Origin of the sequence: Pseudomonas sp. GD03903 (genome assembly GCF_029840045.1) — a bacterium.
Lineage (GTDB): Bacteria > Pseudomonadota > Gammaproteobacteria > Pseudomonadales > Pseudomonadaceae > Pseudomonas > Pseudomonas pseudonitroreducens.
In genome coordinates this window covers 66,987-86,871 of the sequence record NZ_JAOCBT010000022.1, presented here as the reverse complement: position 1 = coordinate 86,871, position 19,885 = coordinate 66,987, and the positions used below count along the sequence as shown (strand labels likewise).

The 19,885-nt window shown below is 66.1% G+C and carries 21 protein-coding genes; 8 read left to right on the top strand and 13 right to left on the bottom strand.

Going from position 1 to position 19,885, the window contains the following annotated elements:
• Positions 1-34: 34 nt before the first annotated feature.
• The 6 genes from N5C91_RS26230 to N5C91_RS26205 all read right to left on the bottom strand — a co-directional run bounded on the left by N5C91_RS26230 (position 35) and on the right by N5C91_RS26205 (position 5,916).
• Entirely contained in the window at positions 35-2,002 is a 1,968-nt protein-coding gene (locus tag N5C91_RS26230) for a dynamin-like GTPase family protein (protein WP_279833037.1), read from the bottom strand.
• A gap of 118 nt (positions 2,003-2,120) precedes the next feature.
• Entirely contained in the window at positions 2,121-2,411 is a 291-nt protein-coding gene (locus N5C91_RS26225; protein WP_236172745.1) for a DUF167 domain-containing protein, read from the bottom strand.
• A gap of 6 nt (positions 2,412-2,417) precedes the next feature.
• A complete protein-coding gene (locus N5C91_RS26220) occupies positions 2,418-3,011 on the bottom strand; it encodes a YggT family protein (RefSeq protein WP_236172744.1) in 594 nt (197 codons plus the stop codon).
• A gap of 142 nt (positions 3,012-3,153) precedes the next feature.
• The gene (locus N5C91_RS26215; protein ID WP_279833033.1) at positions 3,154-4,362 is read right to left on the bottom strand and encodes a hypothetical protein; all 1,209 of its coding nucleotides are present in this window, start codon (positions 4,360-4,362) and stop codon (positions 3,154-3,156) included.
• A gap of 5 nt (positions 4,363-4,367) precedes the next feature.
• Entirely contained in the window at positions 4,368-5,201 is an 834-nt protein-coding gene (gene proC, locus N5C91_RS26210; RefSeq protein ID WP_236172742.1) for a pyrroline-5-carboxylate reductase, read from the bottom strand.
• Between the two features lie 25 nt (positions 5,202-5,226).
• The gene (locus N5C91_RS26205; protein ID WP_236172741.1) at positions 5,227-5,916 is read right to left on the bottom strand and encodes a YggS family pyridoxal phosphate-dependent enzyme; all 690 of its coding nucleotides are present in this window, start codon (positions 5,914-5,916) and stop codon (positions 5,227-5,229) included.
• A gap of 73 nt (positions 5,917-5,989) precedes the next feature.
• Between N5C91_RS26205 and pilT the strand changes: the two genes are divergently transcribed.
• The 5 genes from pilT to N5C91_RS26180 all read left to right on the top strand — a co-directional run bounded on the left by pilT (position 5,990) and on the right by N5C91_RS26180 (position 11,636).
• Entirely contained in the window at positions 5,990-7,024 is a 1,035-nt protein-coding gene (pilT, locus tag N5C91_RS26200) for a type IV pilus twitching motility protein PilT (RefSeq protein WP_017520118.1), read from the top strand.
• Between the two features lie 104 nt (positions 7,025-7,128).
• The gene (pilU, locus tag N5C91_RS26195; RefSeq protein WP_236172740.1) at positions 7,129-8,274 is read left to right on the top strand and encodes a type IV pilus ATPase PilU; all 1,146 of its coding nucleotides are present in this window, start codon (positions 7,129-7,131) and stop codon (positions 8,272-8,274) included.
• A gap of 92 nt (positions 8,275-8,366) precedes the next feature.
• On the top strand, positions 8,367-8,771 hold the full coding sequence (locus tag N5C91_RS26190; protein WP_017520120.1) for a TM2 domain-containing protein: 405 nt from the start codon (positions 8,367-8,369) through the stop codon (positions 8,769-8,771).
• 325 nt (positions 8,772-9,096) lie between these two features.
• Positions 9,097-10,470, top strand: coding sequence for a cystathionine beta-synthase (locus tag N5C91_RS26185; protein ID WP_279833025.1), 1,374 nt, complete (start codon positions 9,097-9,099; stop codon positions 10,468-10,470).
• A complete protein-coding gene (locus N5C91_RS26180; protein ID WP_279833024.1) occupies positions 10,467-11,636 on the top strand; it encodes a PLP-dependent aspartate aminotransferase family protein in 1,170 nt (389 codons plus the stop codon). Before N5C91_RS26185 ends, N5C91_RS26180 begins: the two co-directional genes overlap by 4 nt.
• A 539-nt stretch (positions 11,637-12,175) precedes the next feature.
• On the opposite strand, the gene N5C91_RS26175 is transcribed toward N5C91_RS26180, so the two are convergent.
• The 7 genes from N5C91_RS26175 to gshB form a co-directional block, all read right to left on the bottom strand.
• On the bottom strand, positions 12,176-13,447 hold the full coding sequence (locus N5C91_RS26175; protein WP_236201291.1) for a dihydroorotase: 1,272 nt from the start codon (positions 13,445-13,447) through the stop codon (positions 12,176-12,178).
• Positions 13,444-14,448 (bottom strand): aspartate carbamoyltransferase catalytic subunit, encoded by a 1,005-nt coding sequence (locus N5C91_RS26170; protein WP_236201292.1) that lies wholly within the window; start codon positions 14,446-14,448, stop codon positions 13,444-13,446. Before N5C91_RS26170 ends, N5C91_RS26175 begins: the two co-directional genes overlap by 4 nt.
• 45 nt (positions 14,449-14,493) lie before the next feature.
• Complete coding sequence (gene pyrR, locus N5C91_RS26165) at positions 14,494-15,006, bottom strand: bifunctional pyr operon transcriptional regulator/uracil phosphoribosyltransferase PyrR (protein ID WP_024766241.1); 513 nt, start codon at positions 15,004-15,006, stop codon at positions 14,494-14,496.
• 154 nt (positions 15,007-15,160) lie between these two features.
• Positions 15,161-15,598: a Holliday junction resolvase RuvX gene (gene ruvX / locus N5C91_RS26160; RefSeq protein WP_236172795.1), complete on the bottom strand. Its 438-nt coding sequence runs from the start codon at positions 15,596-15,598 to the stop codon at positions 15,161-15,163.
• On the bottom strand, positions 15,595-16,164 hold the full coding sequence (locus tag N5C91_RS26155) for a YqgE/AlgH family protein (protein WP_236172735.1): 570 nt from the start codon (positions 16,162-16,164) through the stop codon (positions 15,595-15,597). Before N5C91_RS26155 ends, ruvX begins: the two co-directional genes overlap by 4 nt.
• 75 nt (positions 16,165-16,239) lie before the next feature.
• Positions 16,240-17,133 (bottom strand): energy transducer TonB, encoded by an 894-nt coding sequence (locus N5C91_RS26150; RefSeq protein WP_236172734.1) that lies wholly within the window; start codon positions 17,131-17,133, stop codon positions 16,240-16,242.
• Positions 17,134-17,189: 56 nt separating this feature from the next.
• The gene (gshB, locus tag N5C91_RS26145) at positions 17,190-18,152 is read right to left on the bottom strand and encodes a glutathione synthase (RefSeq protein WP_236172733.1); all 963 of its coding nucleotides are present in this window, start codon (positions 18,150-18,152) and stop codon (positions 17,190-17,192) included.
• Between the two features lie 282 nt (positions 18,153-18,434).
• Here gshB and pilG point away from each other — a divergent pair, with 282 nt between their 5' ends.
• From pilG to N5C91_RS26130, 3 genes are read left to right on the top strand one after another with little or no spacing between them, the layout of a single operon-like run.
• Positions 18,435-18,842, top strand: coding sequence for a twitching motility response regulator PilG (gene pilG, locus N5C91_RS26140; RefSeq protein WP_015475142.1), 408 nt, complete (start codon positions 18,435-18,437; stop codon positions 18,840-18,842).
• A gap of 46 nt (positions 18,843-18,888) precedes the next feature.
• Complete coding sequence (gene pilH / locus N5C91_RS26135) at positions 18,889-19,254, top strand: twitching motility response regulator PilH (protein WP_024766237.1); 366 nt, start codon at positions 18,889-18,891, stop codon at positions 19,252-19,254.
• Between the two features lie 54 nt (positions 19,255-19,308).
• The gene (locus tag N5C91_RS26130) at positions 19,309-19,845 is read left to right on the top strand and encodes a chemotaxis protein CheW (protein ID WP_169934991.1); all 537 of its coding nucleotides are present in this window, start codon (positions 19,309-19,311) and stop codon (positions 19,843-19,845) included.
• The last annotated feature ends 40 nt before the right edge of the window (positions 19,846-19,885 follow it).

Genomic DNA, 19,885 nt, shown 5'->3' with positions numbered 1-19,885 from the left:
ACTCGGAAGGGGCAGCGCGGGCGTGGCGCGGGTTTCAGGCGCGCTGGGAAGTGGGCAGGGTAACGACCTTGGCCTGGCGTTGCAGCGGGGCCGGGCGGCGCAGCTGGCGGAGGATGTCGGTGGCCTCGGCTAGCTGCTGTTCCAGCTCTTCGGTATAGCGCCCCAGCAGCAGCGAGCGTTGCCGTGCCTGCTGGGTTTCCTGGGCCAGGGCCTTGAGGCGCAGCATGTGGGTTTCCAGCATCTGCTTGTGCTCAAGGCTGTACTGCATGAGCGGCATCAGGGCGTCGGCGGCCCATTGCTCGGCCTCTTCGCGCAGGCGCTGGTGCAGGCCGATGACTTCCTGGGCGACGGTGGCAAAGAAGCGCCGGGTCAGCAGGCGCTGTTCGGTGAGCAGGGTCTTCAGGTGCAGGCGGAAGCGATCGGCCTTCTCCTGCAGCTTGGCCAGGTCGCGCAGGTAGCGCTGGACGCGGAACTGCGGGGCATCCAGGGCGTTGAGCGGGTTTTCCTCGTTGTGCCGCAGGTAGATGGCCGCGACCATGCGGTTGGCGGTTTCGGCTTCATGGCCGAGGGCGACCAGGTCGCCTTCCACGGTGCGGAAGAACTGCAGGATCGCCTGGTGGATGCCGACCGTGGTCCAGCTGCCGCGCAGTTTGTCGTGGACCTTCTTCAGGTGCTGTTCCAGGCGCTCGGCGCGCACCGCCTCGCGCAATTGCTCGCCCTGGTGGCGCAGCAGGCGCTGGTTGGTCTTCAGGCTGAGCAGGCGCTTGTGGTGCAGGTTGTGGTCGTCCTTGGTCCGCGCGGTCAGCTCGAACAGCAACTGACCGCTGTCCTGCTGCTGGTCGTTGAGCAGTACCTGCTGCTCCTTCACCTTGTCCAGACGCACGCGCAGGCTGTGCTGGCTGTTGTTGACCAGCGCCAGCACCTGGCCGACCACCGCATCCTCCAGCAGGCGTTCCTTCTGCGCGACGATGCGTTCGCAGAGCAGCGCTTCGAGGGATTCCATCTGGCTGCGGGCGAGCAACTCGCGGTCACCGCGGACCTTGGCCAGCAGCGCCTGCTTGGCCGACAGCGGCAGCACATCCTCACGGGCAATGCCCAACTGGCGGGCGGTGGTGTCCTGGATGTGGCGGATGGCGTTCTGCACGAAGGCTTCGCCGGCCAGGTCGTCCCAGAGCACGTCGATCTTGTTCAGTACCGCGTAGAGGCTGGTGTGGCCGTCCTCGCCGAGTTGGCGCACGTGGTCCTGCCAGATGGCCATGTCGGAGGCGGTGACGCCGGTATCGGCGGCCAGCAGGAAGAGGATCGACTGGGCACTGGGCAGCATCGACAGGGTCAGCTCCGGCTCGCTGCCCAGGGCGTTCAGGCCGGGCGTGTCGAGGATGCGCAGGCCCTGGCGCAGCAGCGGATGGTCGAAGTTGACCAGCGCGTGGCGCCACGCCGGTACCAGCACGATGCCGGGCTTGTCGGTGGCTTCGAGCATGTCCGGGTGGAAGCCCAGCTGGATCGCCTGTTCCACCGGCAGCGGCTTGGTCTTGGCGACCTGGGCGAAGGCCTCGGCCATGTTTGCCGGGTCGGAAGTATCCAGCGGGATGTTCACCCAATGCCGCGGGATGCGCTTGAACTGGGCCACGCTGGCGTCGGCGACGCGGGTCTCGATCGGCAGCAGACGCACGTAGGGGCGTTCCGAGCGCGGGTCGAAGAACAGCTCGGTCGGGCACATGGTGGTGCGCCCGGCCTGGGACGGCAGCATGCGGCGGCCGAATCCGGAGAAGAACAGGCTGTTGATCAGCTCGGTCTTGCCGCGCGAATACTCGCCAACGAAGGCCAGGGTGATGTGGTCGACGCGCAGCAGGCGCAGGGTGCGTTCGAGGCGATTCTCGATTTCCGGGGTATTCAGCCGGGCGCGCTCCAGCCAACTGCGATAGCGGGTGATCTCGCGGACCAGCTCGCGCTTCCAGGTGACATAGGCATCGATCTGCTGACTGAGACGTTCCATGCTCATCCGGGCGTTCCTTGGGCTGGCGCGTCCTGCGCGGGGAATGGATGGCGTGGATTATGCGTCGGAGTGTAGGAATAGCAATTGGCCTACAGCACATTCCTACACGTAAGGTCGGCCAAGGTTACCGAGCGGCTATCCCGAGTTCTGCCGGAAGTTTCGTCGGACGGGGAATGCGCACGCGCTTCTGACGATTCAGCTCGCCACTTTCCAGCTTCACCGCGCTCTTCGCCACCCCAAAGGCCTTGCCGAGGAACGCCAGCAGGTGGGCGTTGGCCTTGCCTTCGACCGGTGGCGCGGTGAGGCGGATCTTCAGGCGCTCACCGTGCAGCCCGGCGAACTCGTCGCGGCTTGCCTTGGGCTGCAGGTGGCAGTCGAGGATCAGGTCCTCGCCGTCCCAGTGGTAGAACGGCATGCCTGGTTACATGAACGGAGAGAGAATCTGCGGCATCCCGGTCATGGCGGCCAGGTTGCCAATCACCAGCATGTCGATCAGTTTCAGCGCGATGAACGCGAAGATCGGCGAGATATCCAGCCCGCCCAGATTCGGCAGCAGCTTGCGGAAGGGCGCCAGGAACGGCTCGCAGATCTGGTTTACCAGCTGGGCACCGGGGTTGTAGCTGCCCGGGGCGACCCAGGAGAGGATCACGCTGATGATCAGGGCGAAGAAGAATATCTTCAGGAACAGCGAGGTCACCGCGATGATCGACCACACCAGCAGTTGCAGGATGTAGCCGCCGACGCCGTAGCCCATCAGGGTCAGGGTGACGACCATGAGCACCAGCTGGACCAGGATGGCCAGCACCAGCGAGGCGAAGTCGATGCCGCCGAAGCCGGGGATGATCCGGCGCAGCGGGTTCAGCAGCGGCTTGGTGGCGCGCACGATGAACTGGCTGAGCGGGTTGTAGAAGTCGGCGCGGACCAGTTGCAGGATGAAGCGCAGCAGCACGATCAGCAGGTACAGGCTGCCAAGAGTCTGGATCACATAGATGGCGGCTGTGGAAAGTCCGGTCATTGGGCGGTCCTTGGTGAACGTTGGGCACCGGCGCGCAGGGCCGGGCGAATCGGGCGGTCGGTCAACGACGGCGCTGTAACGCCATACTGTAGGGAATTCATCGTCGCCGGTCGCGTGTAAGTGTGTTTCGTTGCGTGCAAATTCAACCCCGCTTGGCCATCAGGTCGGGACCATTGCAGGTCGGGTCGGCGCTTTTGCTCAGGCCCAGCAGGGTGAAACCGTTGGATTCCTGGCGAATGCCGACATGGCGCTGGTTGCCTTCGGCCAGCGGTTGCGGGCTGTCCAGTTCGATGTCGACCTGGAAGCGCGCGGGGTCTTGCCTGCAGCCGCGCACGGCGGTGTAGGCGAGGGTGACGCCGGTGCGCTTGTTCAGGCCGAGCAGCTCTTCGCGTGCCGCCAGCGTGGCATCTGCGCTGGCCGGTTCGGCCCAGGCGCGGGCGAGGTCGGCGTCCACTCGCAGCCACTCATCGACAAAGCCGCGGCCATTGGACGCAGCGGGCTGGATGCGCTGGAAGCTTTCATCGCTCTGGCGGTAGCGGAAGATGCCCGGGCGGGTCAGCAGGTCGCCGTCCAGGCTGCCGACCTCGGCGCGCCATTCGAAACCATCGGGGCGAGCCTTGAGCTGCACTTCCTGTTCATCGCGGACGTAATCGTGCTCGGTATGCAGCAAGGTGCGCTGGGCCTGGCTTCCCGTGGCGGGGCGGATCACTTCCACCGCCAGGTGGCTCCAGCGTGAGGTGCACCACGGTGTGCCGTGCATCAGCGCGAGATCGCCGCTGGCTAGCCGGGTGCTCATGAACAGGTCGCCGTAGGCGCCGGAGATGTCTTTGTAGGGGCCGCTCTGCCAGTCCAGCGCGCGTACCCAGGCCTCGCCTTCGCGGCGGTAACCACGCAGCACGTTGTCGGTGCCGCAGGGAATGGCGAAGCCGCCGCTGACCAGCAGCAGCGGGGTCGGCTTGTCGCTCAGGGTGACGATAATCTCGTCCTGGTCGGACGGCGAACCATCGCTGCTCGGCTGTGCGGCAGGCAACAGGCGTTGGCGCAGGTCGGCCTGCAGAGTGGCGGCGTCCAGAGTGCCCTGGGCGCAGGCGAGGTGTGCGTCGAAGGCCGTGGCCAGGGTCTGCTTGTAGTGCTCGATGGCCTGGCTGAGCGCGGGCGCGACGGTGTTGTCGGCATCGTTGTCGAAGCCGCTGGCCATGGCCTGTTGCATCGCCTGACGGGCGTCCAGCGCCGACTGGTCGAGGCTCGCGGGTACCGGGCATTGCGCCGCCTGGACGGCGGCGCTGGCCAGCAGGAAGCAGGCAGTGAGTGGCAGTGCGACCCTCCCTGGTCGCCGGGCGGCATGCGTCATCGCAATCAGCGGCCCAGTTGTTCGGCCAGCTCGGCAGAGCGATGGTCGGCGGCGCCGACGGCCTTCTCCACCAGGGCCTCGAAGCCGTTGGCCTGGAAGGTGTTGATGGCCGCTTCGGTGGTGCCTTTGGGCGAGGTGACGCGGCGGCGCAGCTCGGCCGGGTCGACATCGCTGGTGGTGGCCATCTGCGCGGCACCCAGGGCGGTCTGGCGGGCCAGCTGGCCGGCGACTTCGCGGGACAGGCCGAGTTTTTCGCCGGCGGCAGTCATGGCTTCCATCAGCAGGAAGAAGTAGGCCGGGCCGCTGCCGGAGACGGCGGTCACCGCGTCGATCTGGCGCTCCTCGTCGAGCCACAGGGCGATGCCCACGGCGCTCAGCAATTGCTGCGCCTGCTCGCGCTGGGCGGCGCTGACGCTGGCGTTGGGGTACAGGCCGCTGGCGCCCAGGCCGACCAGCGCCGGGGTATTGGGCATGCAGCGGACGATGGCGCGCGGCTGGCCGTTGGCCTCGCCCAACCAGCGCTCGAGGCTGGCGCAGGGGATGCCGGCGGCGATGGAGACGATCAGCGCGTTTTCCGTCAGCGCCGGCGCCAGCGCCAGGCAGACGTCCTTCATGACCTGCGGCTTGACTGCCAGGACCACCACGTCGGCACCGGCCACGGCGCTGGCATTGTCGCCGAGCACTTCGATGCCGTGTTCGGCGGCGATCTTCGCGCGCTGCTCGGCGCCCGGGTCGCTGGCGCGGATGTCGCTCGCGGCGACGCCCTTGGCGCGCAGGCCACCGATGAGACTGGCGGCCATGTTGCCGGCGCCGATGAAGGCAATGCGGGTGCTGCTCATGGAGTCTCTTCCTTTATTCAGTGCGTCAGTGCGAGGCGCCGTAGTCGCGGGCACCGAACAGGGCGGTACCGATCCGCACCCAGGTGGCGCCTTCGCCGATGGCGGCTTCAAGGTCATGGCTCATGCCCATGGACAGGGTGTCCAGGCCGAGGTTCAGGGCTTGCATCAGTTCGCGCAGGCGGGCGAAAGCGGCGTGCTGCACGGCGATGTCTTCGGTCGGCTCGGGGATGGCCATCAGGCCGCGCAGTTTCAAGTGGGGCAGTTGCGCAACCGCCTGGGCGAGGGCGGGCAGCTCTTCGGGAGAGCAGCCGGACTTGCTGTCCTCGCCGCTGACATTCACCTGCAGCAGCACGTTCAGCGGCGGCAGGTTCGCCGGGCGCTGCTCGGAGAGGCGCTGGGCGACTTTCAGGCGGTCCACCGAGTGCACCCAGTCGAAGTGCTCGGCGATGGGGCGGGTCTTGTTCGACTGGATGGGGCCGATGAAATGCCAGGTCAGCGGCAGGTCGGCCAGCTCGGTCTGCTTGAGCAGCGCTTCCTGCAGGTAGTTCTCGCCAAAATCGGCCAGGCCTTCGGCATACGCTTCGCGGATGGCGGCGGCGGGTTTGGTCTTGCTCACGGCAAGCAACTGCACCGAGCCAGGCGTGCGATTTTTCGCTTGTTCCGCCTCACGGATTCGTACGCGAACCTTTGCAATATTCTCTGCTATCGTGGACATTACCGTCGCTTTTCCGCCCGGCTGCTGCGTGTTCTGCGGCATTCTACCTGCTTGCTCTTGATTGGGGAGTCCCATGGATATTACCGAGCTGCTCGCCTTCAGCGCCAAGCAGGGCGCTTCGGACCTGCACCTCTCGGCCGGCCTGCCGCCGATGATCCGCGTCGACGGCGATGTCCGCCGCATCAACCTGCCGCCGCTCGAGCACAAGCAGGTTCACGCGCTGATCTACGACATCATGAACGACAAGCAGCGCAAGGATTACGAAGAGTTCCTGGAAACCGACTTCTCCTTCGAAGTGCCGGGCGTTGCCCGCTTCCGGGTCAACGCCTTCAACCAGAACCGCGGCGCCGGCGCCGTGTTCCGGACCATTCCCTCCAAGGTGCTGACCATGGAAGACCTGGGGATGGGCGAAGTGTTCAAGCGCGTCTCCGACGTACCGCGAGGCCTGGTGCTGGTGACCGGTCCGACCGGTTCGGGCAAGTCCACCTCGCTGGCGGCGATGCTCGACTACCTGAACAACACCAAATACAGCCACATCCTCACCGTCGAGGATCCGATCGAATTCGTCCACGAATCGAAGAAGTGCCTGGTCAACCAGCGCGAGGTGCACCGCGACACCCTGGGCTTCAACGAGGCCCTGCGCTCGGCCCTGCGTGAAGACCCGGACATCATCCTGGTGGGCGAGATGCGTGACCTGGAGACCATCCGCCTGGCGCTGACCGCGGCGGAAACCGGCCACCTGGTGTTCGGCACCCTGCACACCACCTCCGCGGCCAAGACCATCGACCGTATCGTCGACGTGTTCCCCGCCGAGGAGAAGTCCATGGTCCGCTCCATGCTCTCCGAGTCCCTGCAGGCGGTGATTTCCCAGACCCTGCTGAAAAAGATCGGCGGCGGCCGTGTCGCGGCCCACGAGATCATGATCGGCACCCCGGCGATCCGTAACCTGATCCGCGAGGACAAGGTCGCGCAGATGTACTCGGCGATCCAGACTGGCGGCGCGATCGGCATGCAGACCCTCGACATGTGTCTCAAGGGCCTGGTCGCCAAGGGCCTGGTGACGCGCGACGCGGCGAAAGAAAAAGCCAAGATCCCGGAAAACTTCTAATCCCACCGGGCCGTTCCCGGCCCGGCGCACGGAGCGCGCCACACGCACTCGCTTCGTGATCCGACAGCCCCGTCGTAGTCAGCGTGAACCCGGCGAGAAAGATCATGGAATTCGAGAAGCTGTTGCGCCTCATGGTGGAAAAGGGTGCCTCCGACCTGTTCATCACGGCGGGCGTGCCACCGTCAATGAAGGTCAATGGCAAGGTGCTGCCGGTCACCAAGACCGCGCTGTCGCCGGAGCAGACCCGCGAGACCGTGCTCTCGGTGATGAACGAACAGCAGCGCCGCGACTTTGCCGAGAACCACGAGTGCAACTTCGCCATCAGCGCCCGTGGTGTCGGCCGTTTCCGTGTCAGCGCCTTCTACCAGCGCAACCTGGTGGGCATGGTGCTGCGCCGCATCGAGACCAACATCCCGACCATCGATGACCTGAAGCTGCCGGAAATCCTCAAGAAGCTGGCGATGACCAAGCGCGGCCTGGTGATCTTCGTCGGCGCCACCGGTACCGGCAAGTCCACTTCGCTGGCGGCGATGATCGGCTACCGCAACAAGAACTCCACCGGTCACATCATCTCCATCGAAGACCCCATCGAGTACATCCACCAGCACCAGGGCTGCATCGTCACCCAGCGCGAAGTGGGCCTGGATACCGATACCTTCGAGGTGGCCCTGAAGAACACCCTGCGCCAGGCGCCGGACGTGATCATGATCGGCGAGGTGCGCTCGCGCGAGACCATGGACCACGCCGTGGCCTTCGCCGAAACCGGCCACCTGTGCCTGGCGACCCTGCACGCCAACAACGCCAACCAGGCGCTGGAGCGGATCATCCACTTCTTCCCGGCTGACCGGCATGGCCAGGTGTGGATGGACCTGTCGCTTAACCTCAAGGCCATCGTCGCCCAGCAACTGGTACCGACGCCGGACGGCAAGGGCCGCCGCGCGGTGATCGAGGTGCTGCTGAACACCCCGCTGGCCGCCGACCTGATCCGCAAGGGCGAGGTGCACGAGCTCAAGCCGCTGATGAAGCGCTCCACCGAGCAGGGCATGCAGACCTTCGACCAGGCGCTGTACCAGCTCTATACCCAGGGCGAGATCACCTACGAAGATGCGCTGGCCTACGCCGACTCGGCGAACGACCTGCGCCTGATGATCAAGCTGGGCTCGGAAACCGACGCCGACCACCTCACCACCATGACCCAGGGGCTGACCCTGGAGATGAGCGACGACGACCCCAGCCGGCGTTTCCGCTGATCCCCGGCCGCAACCGGACGTCACCCGAGAAGCCCGCCCCGCGCGGGCTTTTCGTTTATGCTGAGGGTCACGTAAAGCAACGGGAGAAAGGCATGTCCGCCAACCCTGACACCCACAGCAAGGTCATCGGCTATCTGCTGTGGATCTTCGGTTTCACCGGCTCGCACCGCTTCTACTACGGTCGGCCGATCACCGGCACCATCTGGTTCTTCACCCTCGGCCTGTTCTTCATCGGCTGGATCATCGACCTGTTCCTCATCCCTTCCATGGATGACGCGGCAGACCAGCGCTACCGTTCCGGCGGCGTGGATTACAACGTCGCCTGGATCCTGCTGACCTTCCTCGGGGTGTTCGGCGTGCACCGCATGTACATGGGCAAGTGGCTCACCGGCATCCTCTACCTGTTCACCGGCGGGCTGTTCTTCATCGGTGTGCTGTACGACTTCTGGACGCTGAACAGCCAGATTTCCGAGCGCAACGGGCCGCAGCGCATCTGATCCTTCTTTTGTAGGAGCGAGCTTGCTCGCGAACGTGCTACTCGGCAGTTCCGGTGCTGCGGCAGTTCGCGAGCAAGCTCGCTCCTACAGGCCCACGCCCTGCGTATTGCTTGCTTCCGCAGGAGCGGGCTGCGCCTGCGATCGATTTCCGGCGGCTCCGCGCTGGCCGGTTGCACATCGCGGACGAAGTCCGCTCCTACCCAAGTCCCACCCGCTCTCTTTCGTCGCGCCGCCTGGCGCGAGCTGTGCCTCGCGCCTAAGGTCAGGAGGACAGTAGCAGGCGCCGCCGGGCGATCCCCATGGCGCCGCAGAAGGAGTGGCTGCCATGAGCAACGAATCCCGCCCTGCCGTACTCGACCTGATCGGCAATACCCCCATGGTCCGCGTGACGCGCTTCGATACCGGACCCTGCACCCTGTTCCTCAAGCTCGAATCGCAGAATCCCGGCGGCTCCATCAAGGACCGCATCGGCGTCGCCATGATCGAGGCCGCCGAGCGCGACGGCCGGCTCAAGCCCGGCGGCGTGATCGTCGAAGCCACCGCCGGCAACACCGGCCTGGGCCTGGCGCTGGTCGGCCGCGCCAAGGGTTACCGAGTCGTGCTGGTAGTGCCGGACAAGATGTCCACCGAGAAGGTCCTGCACCTGCGCGCCATGGGCGCCGAGGTGCACATCACCCGCTCCGACGTCGGCAAGGGGCACCCCGAGTACTACCAGGACGTTGCTGAGCGGCTGGCGAAGGACCTGCCCGATGCCTTCTTCGCCGACCAGTTCAACAATCCCGCCAACCCGCTGGCCCACGAGACCGGCACCGGCCCGGAAATCTGGGCGCAGACCGGTCATGACCTCGACGCGGTGGTGGTCGGCGTCGGCTCCGCCGGCACCCTGACCGGCCTGACCCGGTTCTTCCAGAAGGTCCAGCCGGACCTGGAAATGGTCCTGGCCGACCCGGTGGGCTCGATCATGGCCGAGTACTCGCGCTCGGGCGCCATCGGTACGCCGGGTGCCTGGGCGGTCGAAGGCATCGGCGAAGACTTCGTGCCGTCGATTGCCGACCTCTCCAGCGTGCGCCACGCCTACTCCATCAGCGACGAGGAAAGCTTCAGTACGGCCCGCGAGCTGCTGCGCAACGAGGGCATCGCCGCTGGTTCGTCCACCGGCACGTTGCTGGCCGCCGCGCTGCGCTTCTGCCGCGAACAGAAGGAGCCAAAGCGCGTGGTCAGCCTGGTCTGCGACACCGGCACGCGTTACCTGTCGAAGATCTACAACGACCAGTGGATGACCGACCAGGGCCTGCTGCAGCGCAAGCGCTACGGCGACCTGCGCGACATCGTTGCGCGGCGCTTCGAGGAGGGCAGGGTAGTCAGCGTCGGCCCCGGCGACACCCTGCTCACCGCCTTCCAGCGCATGCGCCTGGCGGACATTTCCCAGCTCCCGGTGCTCGACGGCCAGCGCCTGGTCGGCGTCATCGACGAGTCCGACATCCTGCTGGGCGTACATGACGACCCGGCGCATTTCCGCAGCGATGTCGCCAGCGCCATGAGCACCGCCCCGGAAACCCTGGCGCCCGGCGCCAGCCTCAAGGAACTCGAAGCCGTGCTGGCGCGCGGGCTGGTGGCGATTATCGCCGACGCCTCGGGCTTCCACGGCCTGATCACCCGATTCGACCTGCTCAACCATCTACGGAGGACCCTCGCATGAGCCAGCACGACGACCGCCTCGGTTTCGCCACCCGCGTGATCCACGCCGGGCAGGAGCCGGACCCGTCCACCGGGGCGATCATGCCGCCGATCTACGCCAACTCCACCTACCGCCAGGACAGCCCCGGCGTGCACAAGGGCCTGGACTACGGACGCTCGCACAACCCCACGCGCTGGGCGCTGGAGCGCTGCGTGGCGGACCTGGAAGGTGGCAGCAAGGCGTTCGCCTTCGCCTCGGGTCTGGCGGCGATTTCGGCGGTGCTGGAACTGCTCGATGCCGGCTCGCACATCGTCTCCGGCAATGACCTGTATGGCGGCACTTTCCGCCTGTTCGAGCGGGTACGGCGGCGCAGCGCCGGGCACGATTTCCACTTCGCCGACCTGTCCCAGCCCGGCGCGCTGGAGGCGGCACTCACCGACAAGACGCGCATGGTCTGGGTGGAAACCCCGAGCAACCCGCTGCTGCGCCTGACCGACCTGGCCGCCATTGCTCGCACCTGCCGCGAACGCGGCATCCTCTGCGTGGCCGACAACACCTTCGCCAGCCCTTGGATCCAGCGGCCTCTGGAGCTGGGCTTCGACATCGTGGTGCACTCCACCACCAAGTACCTCAATGGCCATTCGGACGTGATCGGCGGGATCGCCATCGTCGGCGACAACCCCGACCTCGCCGAGCGCGTGGGCTTCCTGCAGAACTCCGTCGGTGCCATCGCCGGGCCGTTCGATGCCTTCCTCACCCTGCGCGGCGTGAAGACCCTGGCGCTGCGCATGGAGCGGCACTGCGCCAATGCCCTCGACCTGGCGAAGTGGCTGGAACAGCAGCCGCAGGTGAAGCGCGTCTACTACCCCGGACTGGCCTCGCACCCGCAGCATGAGCTGGCGCGCCGGCAGATGAAGGGTTTCGGCGGAATGATCTCGCTGGACCTGGATACCGACCTGGCCGGTTCGCGGCGCTTCCTGGAGAACGTCCAGCTGTTCGCCCTGGCGGAAAGCCTGGGTGGCGTGGAAAGCCTGATCGAGCACCCGGCGATCATGACCCACGCCAGCATCCCACCGGAGAGCCGCGCGGCGCTGGGGATCGGTGATTCGCTGATCCGGCTATCGGTGGGTGTGGAAGACGTGGAAGACCTGCGCGCCGACCTGGCCAAGGCCTTGGCAATGATCTGATGCCCTGCGCCGGACTACTTTTTGTAGGAGCGAGCTTGCTCGCGAACCGCCCAGCCTCAGTGCCCGGAATGTTCGCGAGGCCGAATCCATTCCCTACGGGTAACGGCATTTCCCACATCCCTGTGGGTCACAAACTCGCTCCTACAAGGGTGCGCAGGCGCGCACGCCTGCTCCTTCTTTGGATGGCGTGGAGCGAAGCGATACCCATCATTCGCGGCACCGGCAGCATGGGTATCGCTGCGCTCCACCCATCCTACGTTCGAGCCAACTCCATGAAAAAGCCCGTCAATTGGCGAACTTTTTCTTGGAGCGGTGGGGCCAAGGCTTTGGCGATGATCTGGTGCCCTGCGCCGGATCGCTTTTTGTAGGAGCGAAGCCGCGCACGCCTGCTCCTTCGTAGGATGGCGTGGAGCGCAGCGATACCCATCATTCGCGGCACCGGCAGCATGGGTATCACTGCGCTCCACCCATCCTGCGTCCGAGCCAACTCCATGAAAAAGCCCGCCAATCGGCGGGCTTTTTCATGGAGCGGTGCGGCGTCAGACCGCGTGGACGATATGCCCGTCCACCAGGGTGCAGCGCACCACGCCCGGCAGGCAGTGGCCGAGGAACGGGCAGTTCTGGCCACGGGAGTGCCAGGTCTCGCCCGCCAGGGTCTGGCCGTCTGCTTCGAACAGCACTACGTCGGCGGCCGCGCCGATCGCCAGCTTGCCAGCTGGCAGGCGCAGGGCGGCGGCCGGGCCGCTGGACAGGCGCGCCAACAGGGTCGGCAGGTCGAGCAGGCCATCCTGCACCAGCGTCATGGCCAGCGGCAGGAGTAGTTCGACGCTGCTGATGCCTGGGTCGGTCGCGGCGAACGGGGCGTTCTTCGCGTCCTGCTCATGGGGCTGGTGGTGGCTGGCGATGGCCTGGATCACGCCGCTCTTCACTGCTTCGCGCAGGGCCTCGCGGTCCTTGTGCGAACGCAGCGGCGGCTGCACGTGGTACAGGCTGGAGAAGTCCGCCAGCGCCTCGTCGGTGAGGATCAGCTGGTACAGCGCGACGTCGGCGGTCACCGGCAGGCCGCGGGCCTGCGCCTGGGCGATCAATTCGACGCCACGGGCGCTGGTCAGCTGGCTGAAGTGCGCACGCACACCGGATTGCTCGACCAGCAGCAGGTTGCGCGCCAGGGCTACGGTCTCGGCGGTTTCCGGGATGCCGGCGAGGCCGCGGAAGCTGGCGGTCGGGCCTTCGTGGGCAATGCCGTCGCCTGCCAGTTCGGCATCCTGCGAGGTGAAGATCACGGTGAGGTCGAAGGTCGCCGCGTATTCCAGCGAGCGCAGCAGCACGCGATTGCTCGCCATCGGTGCCAGGCCGTTGGTGAAGGCCACGCAGCCGGCATCGCGCAGGGCGACCAGCTCGGACAGCTGCTCGCCGCCCAGGCCCTTGGTCAGCGCGCCGATGGGGAAGACCTTGGCGTTGCCGGCCTCGCGGGCGCGGTCGAGGATCAGCTCGGCGACCGCCGAGGTGTCCAGCACCGGTTTGGTCTGCGGCGGGAAGCACAGGCTGGTGACGCCACCGGCGGCAGCGGCGCGGGTTTCGCTCTCGATGCTGCCCTTGCGGCTGTAGCCCGGCTCGCGCAGGGCGACGCTCAGGTCGACCAGGCCGGGCGCGGCGATGAGGCCGGCGGCGTCGATTTCCTGGGCGGCGTGGAAGCCTTCCGGGGCGTCGCCGATGGCGACGATACGGCCGGCCTCGATGTGCAGGTCGCAGACCTTGTCCAGGCCGCTGGCCGGGTCGATCAGGTGGGCGCCACGAATACTGACGGTCATTGCGCGTCCTCCTGTTCCAGCTGGCGTTGGGCGTTCTGGCCGCTCATGGCCATGGACAGCACGGCCATGCGGATGGCGATGCCGTAGGTGACCTGGTTGAGGATCACCGACTGGTCGCCGTCAGCCACGGCGGAATCGATCTCCACACCTCGGTTGATCGGGCCGGGGTGCATGACGATGGCGTCCGGCTTGGCCAGTTGCAGGCGCTTCTGGGTCAGGCCGTAGAGCTTGAAGAACTCGCCTTCGCTGGGCAGCAGGCCACCGGCCATGCGCTCGCGCTGCAGGCGCAGCATGATCACCACGTCGACGTCCTTGAGGCCTTCGTTGGCGTCGGTGAACACCTTCACCCCGTACTGTTCTTCCAGGCCCACCGGCAGCAGGGTGCGCGGGGCGACGACGCGGATATCCGGGCAGCCGAGGGTCTTCAGCGCGAGCATGTCGGAGCGTGCCACCCGCGAGTGCAGGATGTCGCCGACGATGGCTACCGAGAGGTTCTCGAAGCTGCCCTTGTGGCGGCGGATGGTGAGCATGTCGAGCATGCCCTGGGTCGGGTGGCCGTGGCGGCCGTCGCCGCCATTGATCACGGCGACGTTGGGGCTGACGTGCTCGGCGATGAAGTGCGCGGCGCCCGAGTCGCTGTGGCGCACGACGAACATGTCGGCGGCCATCGCCTCGAGGTTGCGCAGGGTGTCGGTGAGCGTCTCGCCCTTGCTGGTCGAAGAGGTCGACACGTTCAGCGAGATGACGTCCGCGGACAGGCGCTGGGCGGCCAGCTCGAAGGTGGTGCGGGTGCGCGTGGAGTTTTCGAAGAACACGTTGCACACGGTCTTGCCGCGCAGCAACGGGACTTTCTTCACCGCACGGGCGCCGACTTCGAGGAAGGAGTCGGCGGTGTCGAGGATTTCAGTCAGCAGTTCGCGGGACAACCCGTCGAGCGAGAGGAAGTGGCGCAGCTGGCCCAGGTCGTTGAGCTGCAGCGGGCGCTTGGCGTCGGTCGGCATGTGGCAGGCCCTGAAAGTTGGGGGTGGATGTCCGGGCGCGCGGGGTTACAGCGCGGGGCTGAGAAGCGTGCGCTCGAGGACAAGTGGTGCGGGACCGCGCAATTTTACCCGCTCGTTGGGTGCCAATGACAGGGTTTCGCCGACGACATCCGGGCGAATCGGCAGCTCGCGCTTGTTCAGGTCGACCAGGCTGACCAGGGTTACGCTGGCCGGGCGACCGTAGTCGAACAGCTCATTCAGCGCGGCGCGGATGGTCCGGCCGCTCATCAGCACGTCGTCCACCAGGATCAGGTGCTGGCCGTCGATCTCGAAGGGCAGTTCCGACGGACGGACCTGCGGGTGCAGGCCGCTGCGGGTGAAGTCGTCACGGTAGAAGGAGACGTCGAGGATGCCGAGGATCTCGTCGCTGCCCAGTGCCTTGAGCAGTTCCTGGGCGACCCAGATGCCGCCGGTGTGGATGCCGACGAAGCGCGGCGAGTCGATGCCGCGCTGCGCCAGGTAGTTGCGCAGGTCGGTGGCCATGCGGGGGATGAGTTCGGCGGGGCTTGGCAGGGTCATGACGTCTCCGGTTCGGTTGGCGAGGCCACCCGGCACGGGCGGCCATCGGGGCGGACCGTTCCGGGAAGGAGTGGTCCGGCAAGCTTAGTGGCTTTCGTTGCCTTGGCGCTGCTTCAGGTCAAGGGGCCCTGCGGCAGCTCAAGGCGGCCGCAGGTCAGGCGGGGGCGTTCTCCGCCAGCCAGCCCTCCAGCAGCAGGGCGGCGGCCAGGGCGTCCACCGGGCGCTCGCGGTAGCCGTCGCGCTGGCCCTGGGCCAGGCGCTCGCCCTTGGCGGCGTAGGTGGTCAGGCGTTCGTCGTGGGTGTGCACCGGCAGGTTGTAGCGGCCGTTGAGGCGGCGGGCGAACTTCTCGGCGCGCTCGCTCATCTCGCTGGGGGTGCCGTCCATGTTCAGCGGCAGGCCGACGACGATGGCGTCGGGCTGCCACTCCTTGATCAGGGCTTCCACGCGGTTCCAGTCCGGCACGCCGTTCTGCGCCTTGAGTACGCACAGCTCGCGGGCCTGGCCGGTAATGGCCTGGCCGACGGCGACGCCGATCTGCTTGGTGCCGTAGTCGAAGCCCAGCAGCAGGCGTAATGGCTTGCTGCTCATCAGGCGTGCCCGGCCTGGGCGGTGAGCAGGCTGAGGTTGACCCCCAGGCGCTCGGCGGCCGCCGACAGGCGCTGTTCGGCCGGCACCTCGAAGAGCACCGCCGGGTCTGCCGGGCAGGTCAGCCAGGCGTTGTCGGCCAGTTCGGCTTCCAGTTGGCCGGCTTCCCAGCCCGCGTAGCCGAGGGTGATCAGGTGTTGCGCCGGGCCGCTGCCGTCAGCGATGGCGAACAGCACGTCCTGGGAGGTGGACAGCGACAGCTCGCCCAGCTCCAGGGTGGCCTGGTAGCTGCGCCCGGCGGGGTGCAGGACGAAGCCGCGGTCGGTCTGTACCGGCCCGCCGTTGTAGATGGTCATGCCCTGGCAGCGCACCGGCGGCAGTTCGTCCGGGCGCAGTTGTTCGAGCACGTCGGCGAGGCTCAGGCCGCTGGGGCGATTGATGATCAGGCCCATGGCACCCTGCTCGTTGTGTTCCACGAGGTAGGTGACGGTCTGGGCAAAGTTGGAGTCCGCCATGTGTGGCATGGCGATCAGGAAATGGTGCTTGAGGTAGCTGGCGGCTGTGCTTTTCATGCCGGCTAGTTTCAGGCCTGGGGGCCAAAGGGACAAGACTTGAAAGCGCCAGCAGAGGTTGGCAGGTGCGCCGGATCAGTTGCTCGACAGGCGATCGCCGCGCTCGAAGCGCCAGGTGCGGATGATTTCCAGGCGGTCGATGTCGTTCAGGTCGCCGGAGAACGGCGCGAAGGGCGCGGCCAGGCGCACGATGCGCTGGGCGGCCTGGTCGAGCAGCGGCTGGCCGGAGGATTCGAGCACCTGCACTTCATACAGGGAGCCGTCGCGGTTGATCGACACCAGCAGCCGCAGGCTGCCGTAGATACGCTGACGGCGGGCTTCGTCCGGGTAGTTGAGGTTGCCGATGCGCTCGATCTTCTTGCGCCATTCCTCTTTGTACCAGGCGCCCTTGTCGCGCATGGTCGAGGCGGCGCTCAGGCGGTGGATACGCGGGCGCTTGGCGTAGGCCTGCTGCTCGCGGGCGAGGTCGGCCTCGAGGCTGGAGATTTCCGCCGAGAGCTGGCTGGAGTCGAACTGCGGCGCCGGCTTGGCGACGGTCTCGGCCTTGGGCGTCTGCTGTTTGGTCTGCACCTTGTCCGGGCGCGGGGTGCGGGTGGCGACGGCGGCCTTGGGTGCTTCCGGGCTCTTGGCCTGGCGCGGGGTGGCCGGCGGCGAGACTTTCTTGACCTCGGTGTCCTGGAACGGCGCCTGCTCGGTGGTCTTGGGGACTGCCTTGTGCTCCAGGGTGCCGCTGCCCTGCTGGTTCATCTGGGCGAGGTAGTCGGCTTTCTCTGGCGCCTTGTCGCTCTTGAAGCTGGCCAGGGTGATTTCCAGGGTTTTGCTCAACTGGCTGGGGCTGGGCATGGTGAAGCCCACCCCCAGCAGCACGGCCACGTGCAGGATGGCCGCAACGAACAGGGTGAAACCCAGACGGTCCGCGGGGCGTACGCCGGAGGACACGGGGAAGTCTTGGTGGGTTGCAGCGTTCATTGCGGGTCGCGTAGGCCAGGGTGGGGCGGAAGTCTGCCGACGAGGCTTATAAAAGTCTATGACGCACTGCGCGCCTTGAGCTTTTCGTCGATGACTGCCATCAGTCTCTCACCGATGCGCGTGTCGTAGGCCGCATCGATCTCGCGGATGCAGGTCGGGCTGGTGACGTTGATCTCGGTGAGGTTCTCGCCGATCACGTCGAGGCCGACGAAAAGCAGGCCGCGCTTGCGCAGTTCCGGACCGACCTGCGCGGCGATCCAGCGATCGCGCTCGGTCAGCGGCTGGGCCACGCCGCGGCCACCGGCGGCGAGGTTGCCGCGGGTCTCGCCCTGCGCCGGGATGCGCGCCAGGCAGTATTCCACCGGCTCGCCGTCGATCATCAGGATGCGCTTGTCGCCGTCCTTGATGGCCGGCAGGTAGCGCTGCGCCATGACCTGCTCCTGGCCGTGTCGGGTGAGGGTCTCGAGGATCACCGAGAGGTTCGGGTCGCCTTCGCGGTGGCGGAAGATCATCGATCCGCCCATGCCATCCAGGGGTTTGAGAATGATGTCACGATGCTGTGATGCAAACTCGCGCAAAATGTCGGACCGGCGGCTCACCACGGTCGGTGGCGCGCACTGCGGGAACAGCGTGGCGAAGTACTTCTCGTTGCAGTCGCGCAGGCTCTGCGGCTTGTTGACCACCAGCGTGCCGGCGGTTTCGGCCTGTTCCAGCAGGTAGGTGGAGTAGACGAACTCGTTGTCGAAGGGCGGGTCCTTGCGCATCAGGATCACGTCCAGGTCCGACAGCGGCTGGTCGACTTCCTCTTCCAGTTCGAACCAGTGGGCCGGATCGTAGAACACCTTGAGCGGACGCATGCGGCCGCGGGCGACGTTCTCTTTCTGGTAAAGGTCCTGCTGTTCCATATAGAAAAGCTGCCAGCCACGGGCCTGGGCAGCCAGCAGCATGGCCAGGGAGCTGTCCTTCTTGAAACTGATCTGCGCGATGGGGTCCATCACGATCCCGAGGCGTACGCTCATGGGATGTCCTCCTGGGGAAGTCTGTGGGGCTTGGGGCTGCGACGCAGAGCCGCGCCGAAAAGGCTGAAAATGGACGCTCAGGGTGGCGCTGGATGTGCGCTCGGTCAAGGAAAAAGCCTGCGTGTTCCGGGTCTTATGGCCTGAATTTGCTGGGCGTGGTAAAGATTCTGACGATTGTGGTAAAAGGTTCCCACGATTGGGTCGCAGCCCGACGGTGGCAGGGCGCTAGCGCACTGAAATAAAAAGCGGAAAAAACGACTCACCGAGATGGTAAGGGCGAACATGGAACAGCATTCCGACGGTTTGAAAGTAATGGTGATCGACGATTCCAAGACGATTCGTCGCACGGCTGAAACCCTGCTGAAGAAGGTCGGCTGCGATGTCATTACAGCCATCGACGGCTTCGACGCGCTGGCCAAGATCGCCGATACCCATCCGAGCATCATCTTCGTCGACATCATGATGCCGCGCCTGGATGGCTATCAGACCTGCGCCCTGATCAAGAACAACAGTGCCTTCAAATCCACGCCGGTGATCATGCTGTCCTCCAAGGACGGTCTGTTCGACAAGGCCAAGGGTCGCATCGTCGGTTCCGATCAGTACCTCACCAAGCCCTTCAGCAAGGAAGAACTGCTCGGCGCGATCAAGACCCATGTGCCCGACTTCACCCCGGTGGAGCACGCTTCCTGAAGTCCGGCGTGAGCGCCGGTGACGCCTATTCCGTATGGGGACCACAATGGCTCGAATTCTGATTGTTGATGACTCGCCGACCGAGATGTACAAGCTGACCGCGATGCTGGAAAAGCACTCGCACCAGGTACTCAAGGCCGAAAATGGCGCCGACGGCGTGGCCCTGGCTCGCCAGGAAAAGCCGGACGTCGTCCTGATGGACATCGTCATGCCCGGCCTGAACGGCTTCCAGGCGACCCGTCAGCTGTCCAAGGACCCGGAAACCAGCGCGATTCCGGTGATCATCGTTACCACCAAGGACCAGGAGACCGACAAGGTCTGGGGCAAGCGCCAGGGCGCTCGCGACTACCTGACCAAGCCGGTGGACGAAGAAACACTGCTCAAGACCATCAATTCGGTGCTGGCCGGCTGATACAGCCGTACCTGCACGTAGCGAACATAATTATTAGAGAAGGCCAGGGCCGGCATGGCGGAAGTCCAGAGTCCTTTCGAGGTTCTCGTCCAGATCGATCAGCGCTGTCGGCAGCTGGCTGCGGGCCTGCCCGCCCAGCGCGAGGTGGTGCAGAGCTGGAACGGCATCGGCTTTCGCATGGCTGGGCGCCTGTTCGTGGCACCCATGGGGGAGGTCGGCGAGGTTCTTCACGAGCCCCGCTACACACTGCTGCCCGGCGTCCGTGACTGGGTGAAGGGGGTCGCCAACGTGCGCGGCCGCCTGTTGCCGATCATGGACCTGTGCGGATTCCTCGGCGCGGAGCTGTCGCCTCTGCGCAAGCAACGGCGCGTGCTCGTCGTGGAACACCAGGAAGTCTTCGCCGGCCTCATCGTCGATGAGGTATTCGGCATGCAGCACTTCCCGGTGGACACCTTCTCCGAGCAGCTGCCGCCCCTCGAAGCGGTCCTGCAGCCCTTTATCCATGGCGTCTTCCATCGGGAGCAACCCTGGCTCGTGTTCAGCCCGCATGCGCTGGCTGAGCACCCGGGGTTCCTGGATGTCGCCAGCTAGAGTTTGACCGGTTGGGCCGGCTTTGCCGGCCCTTGTTGTG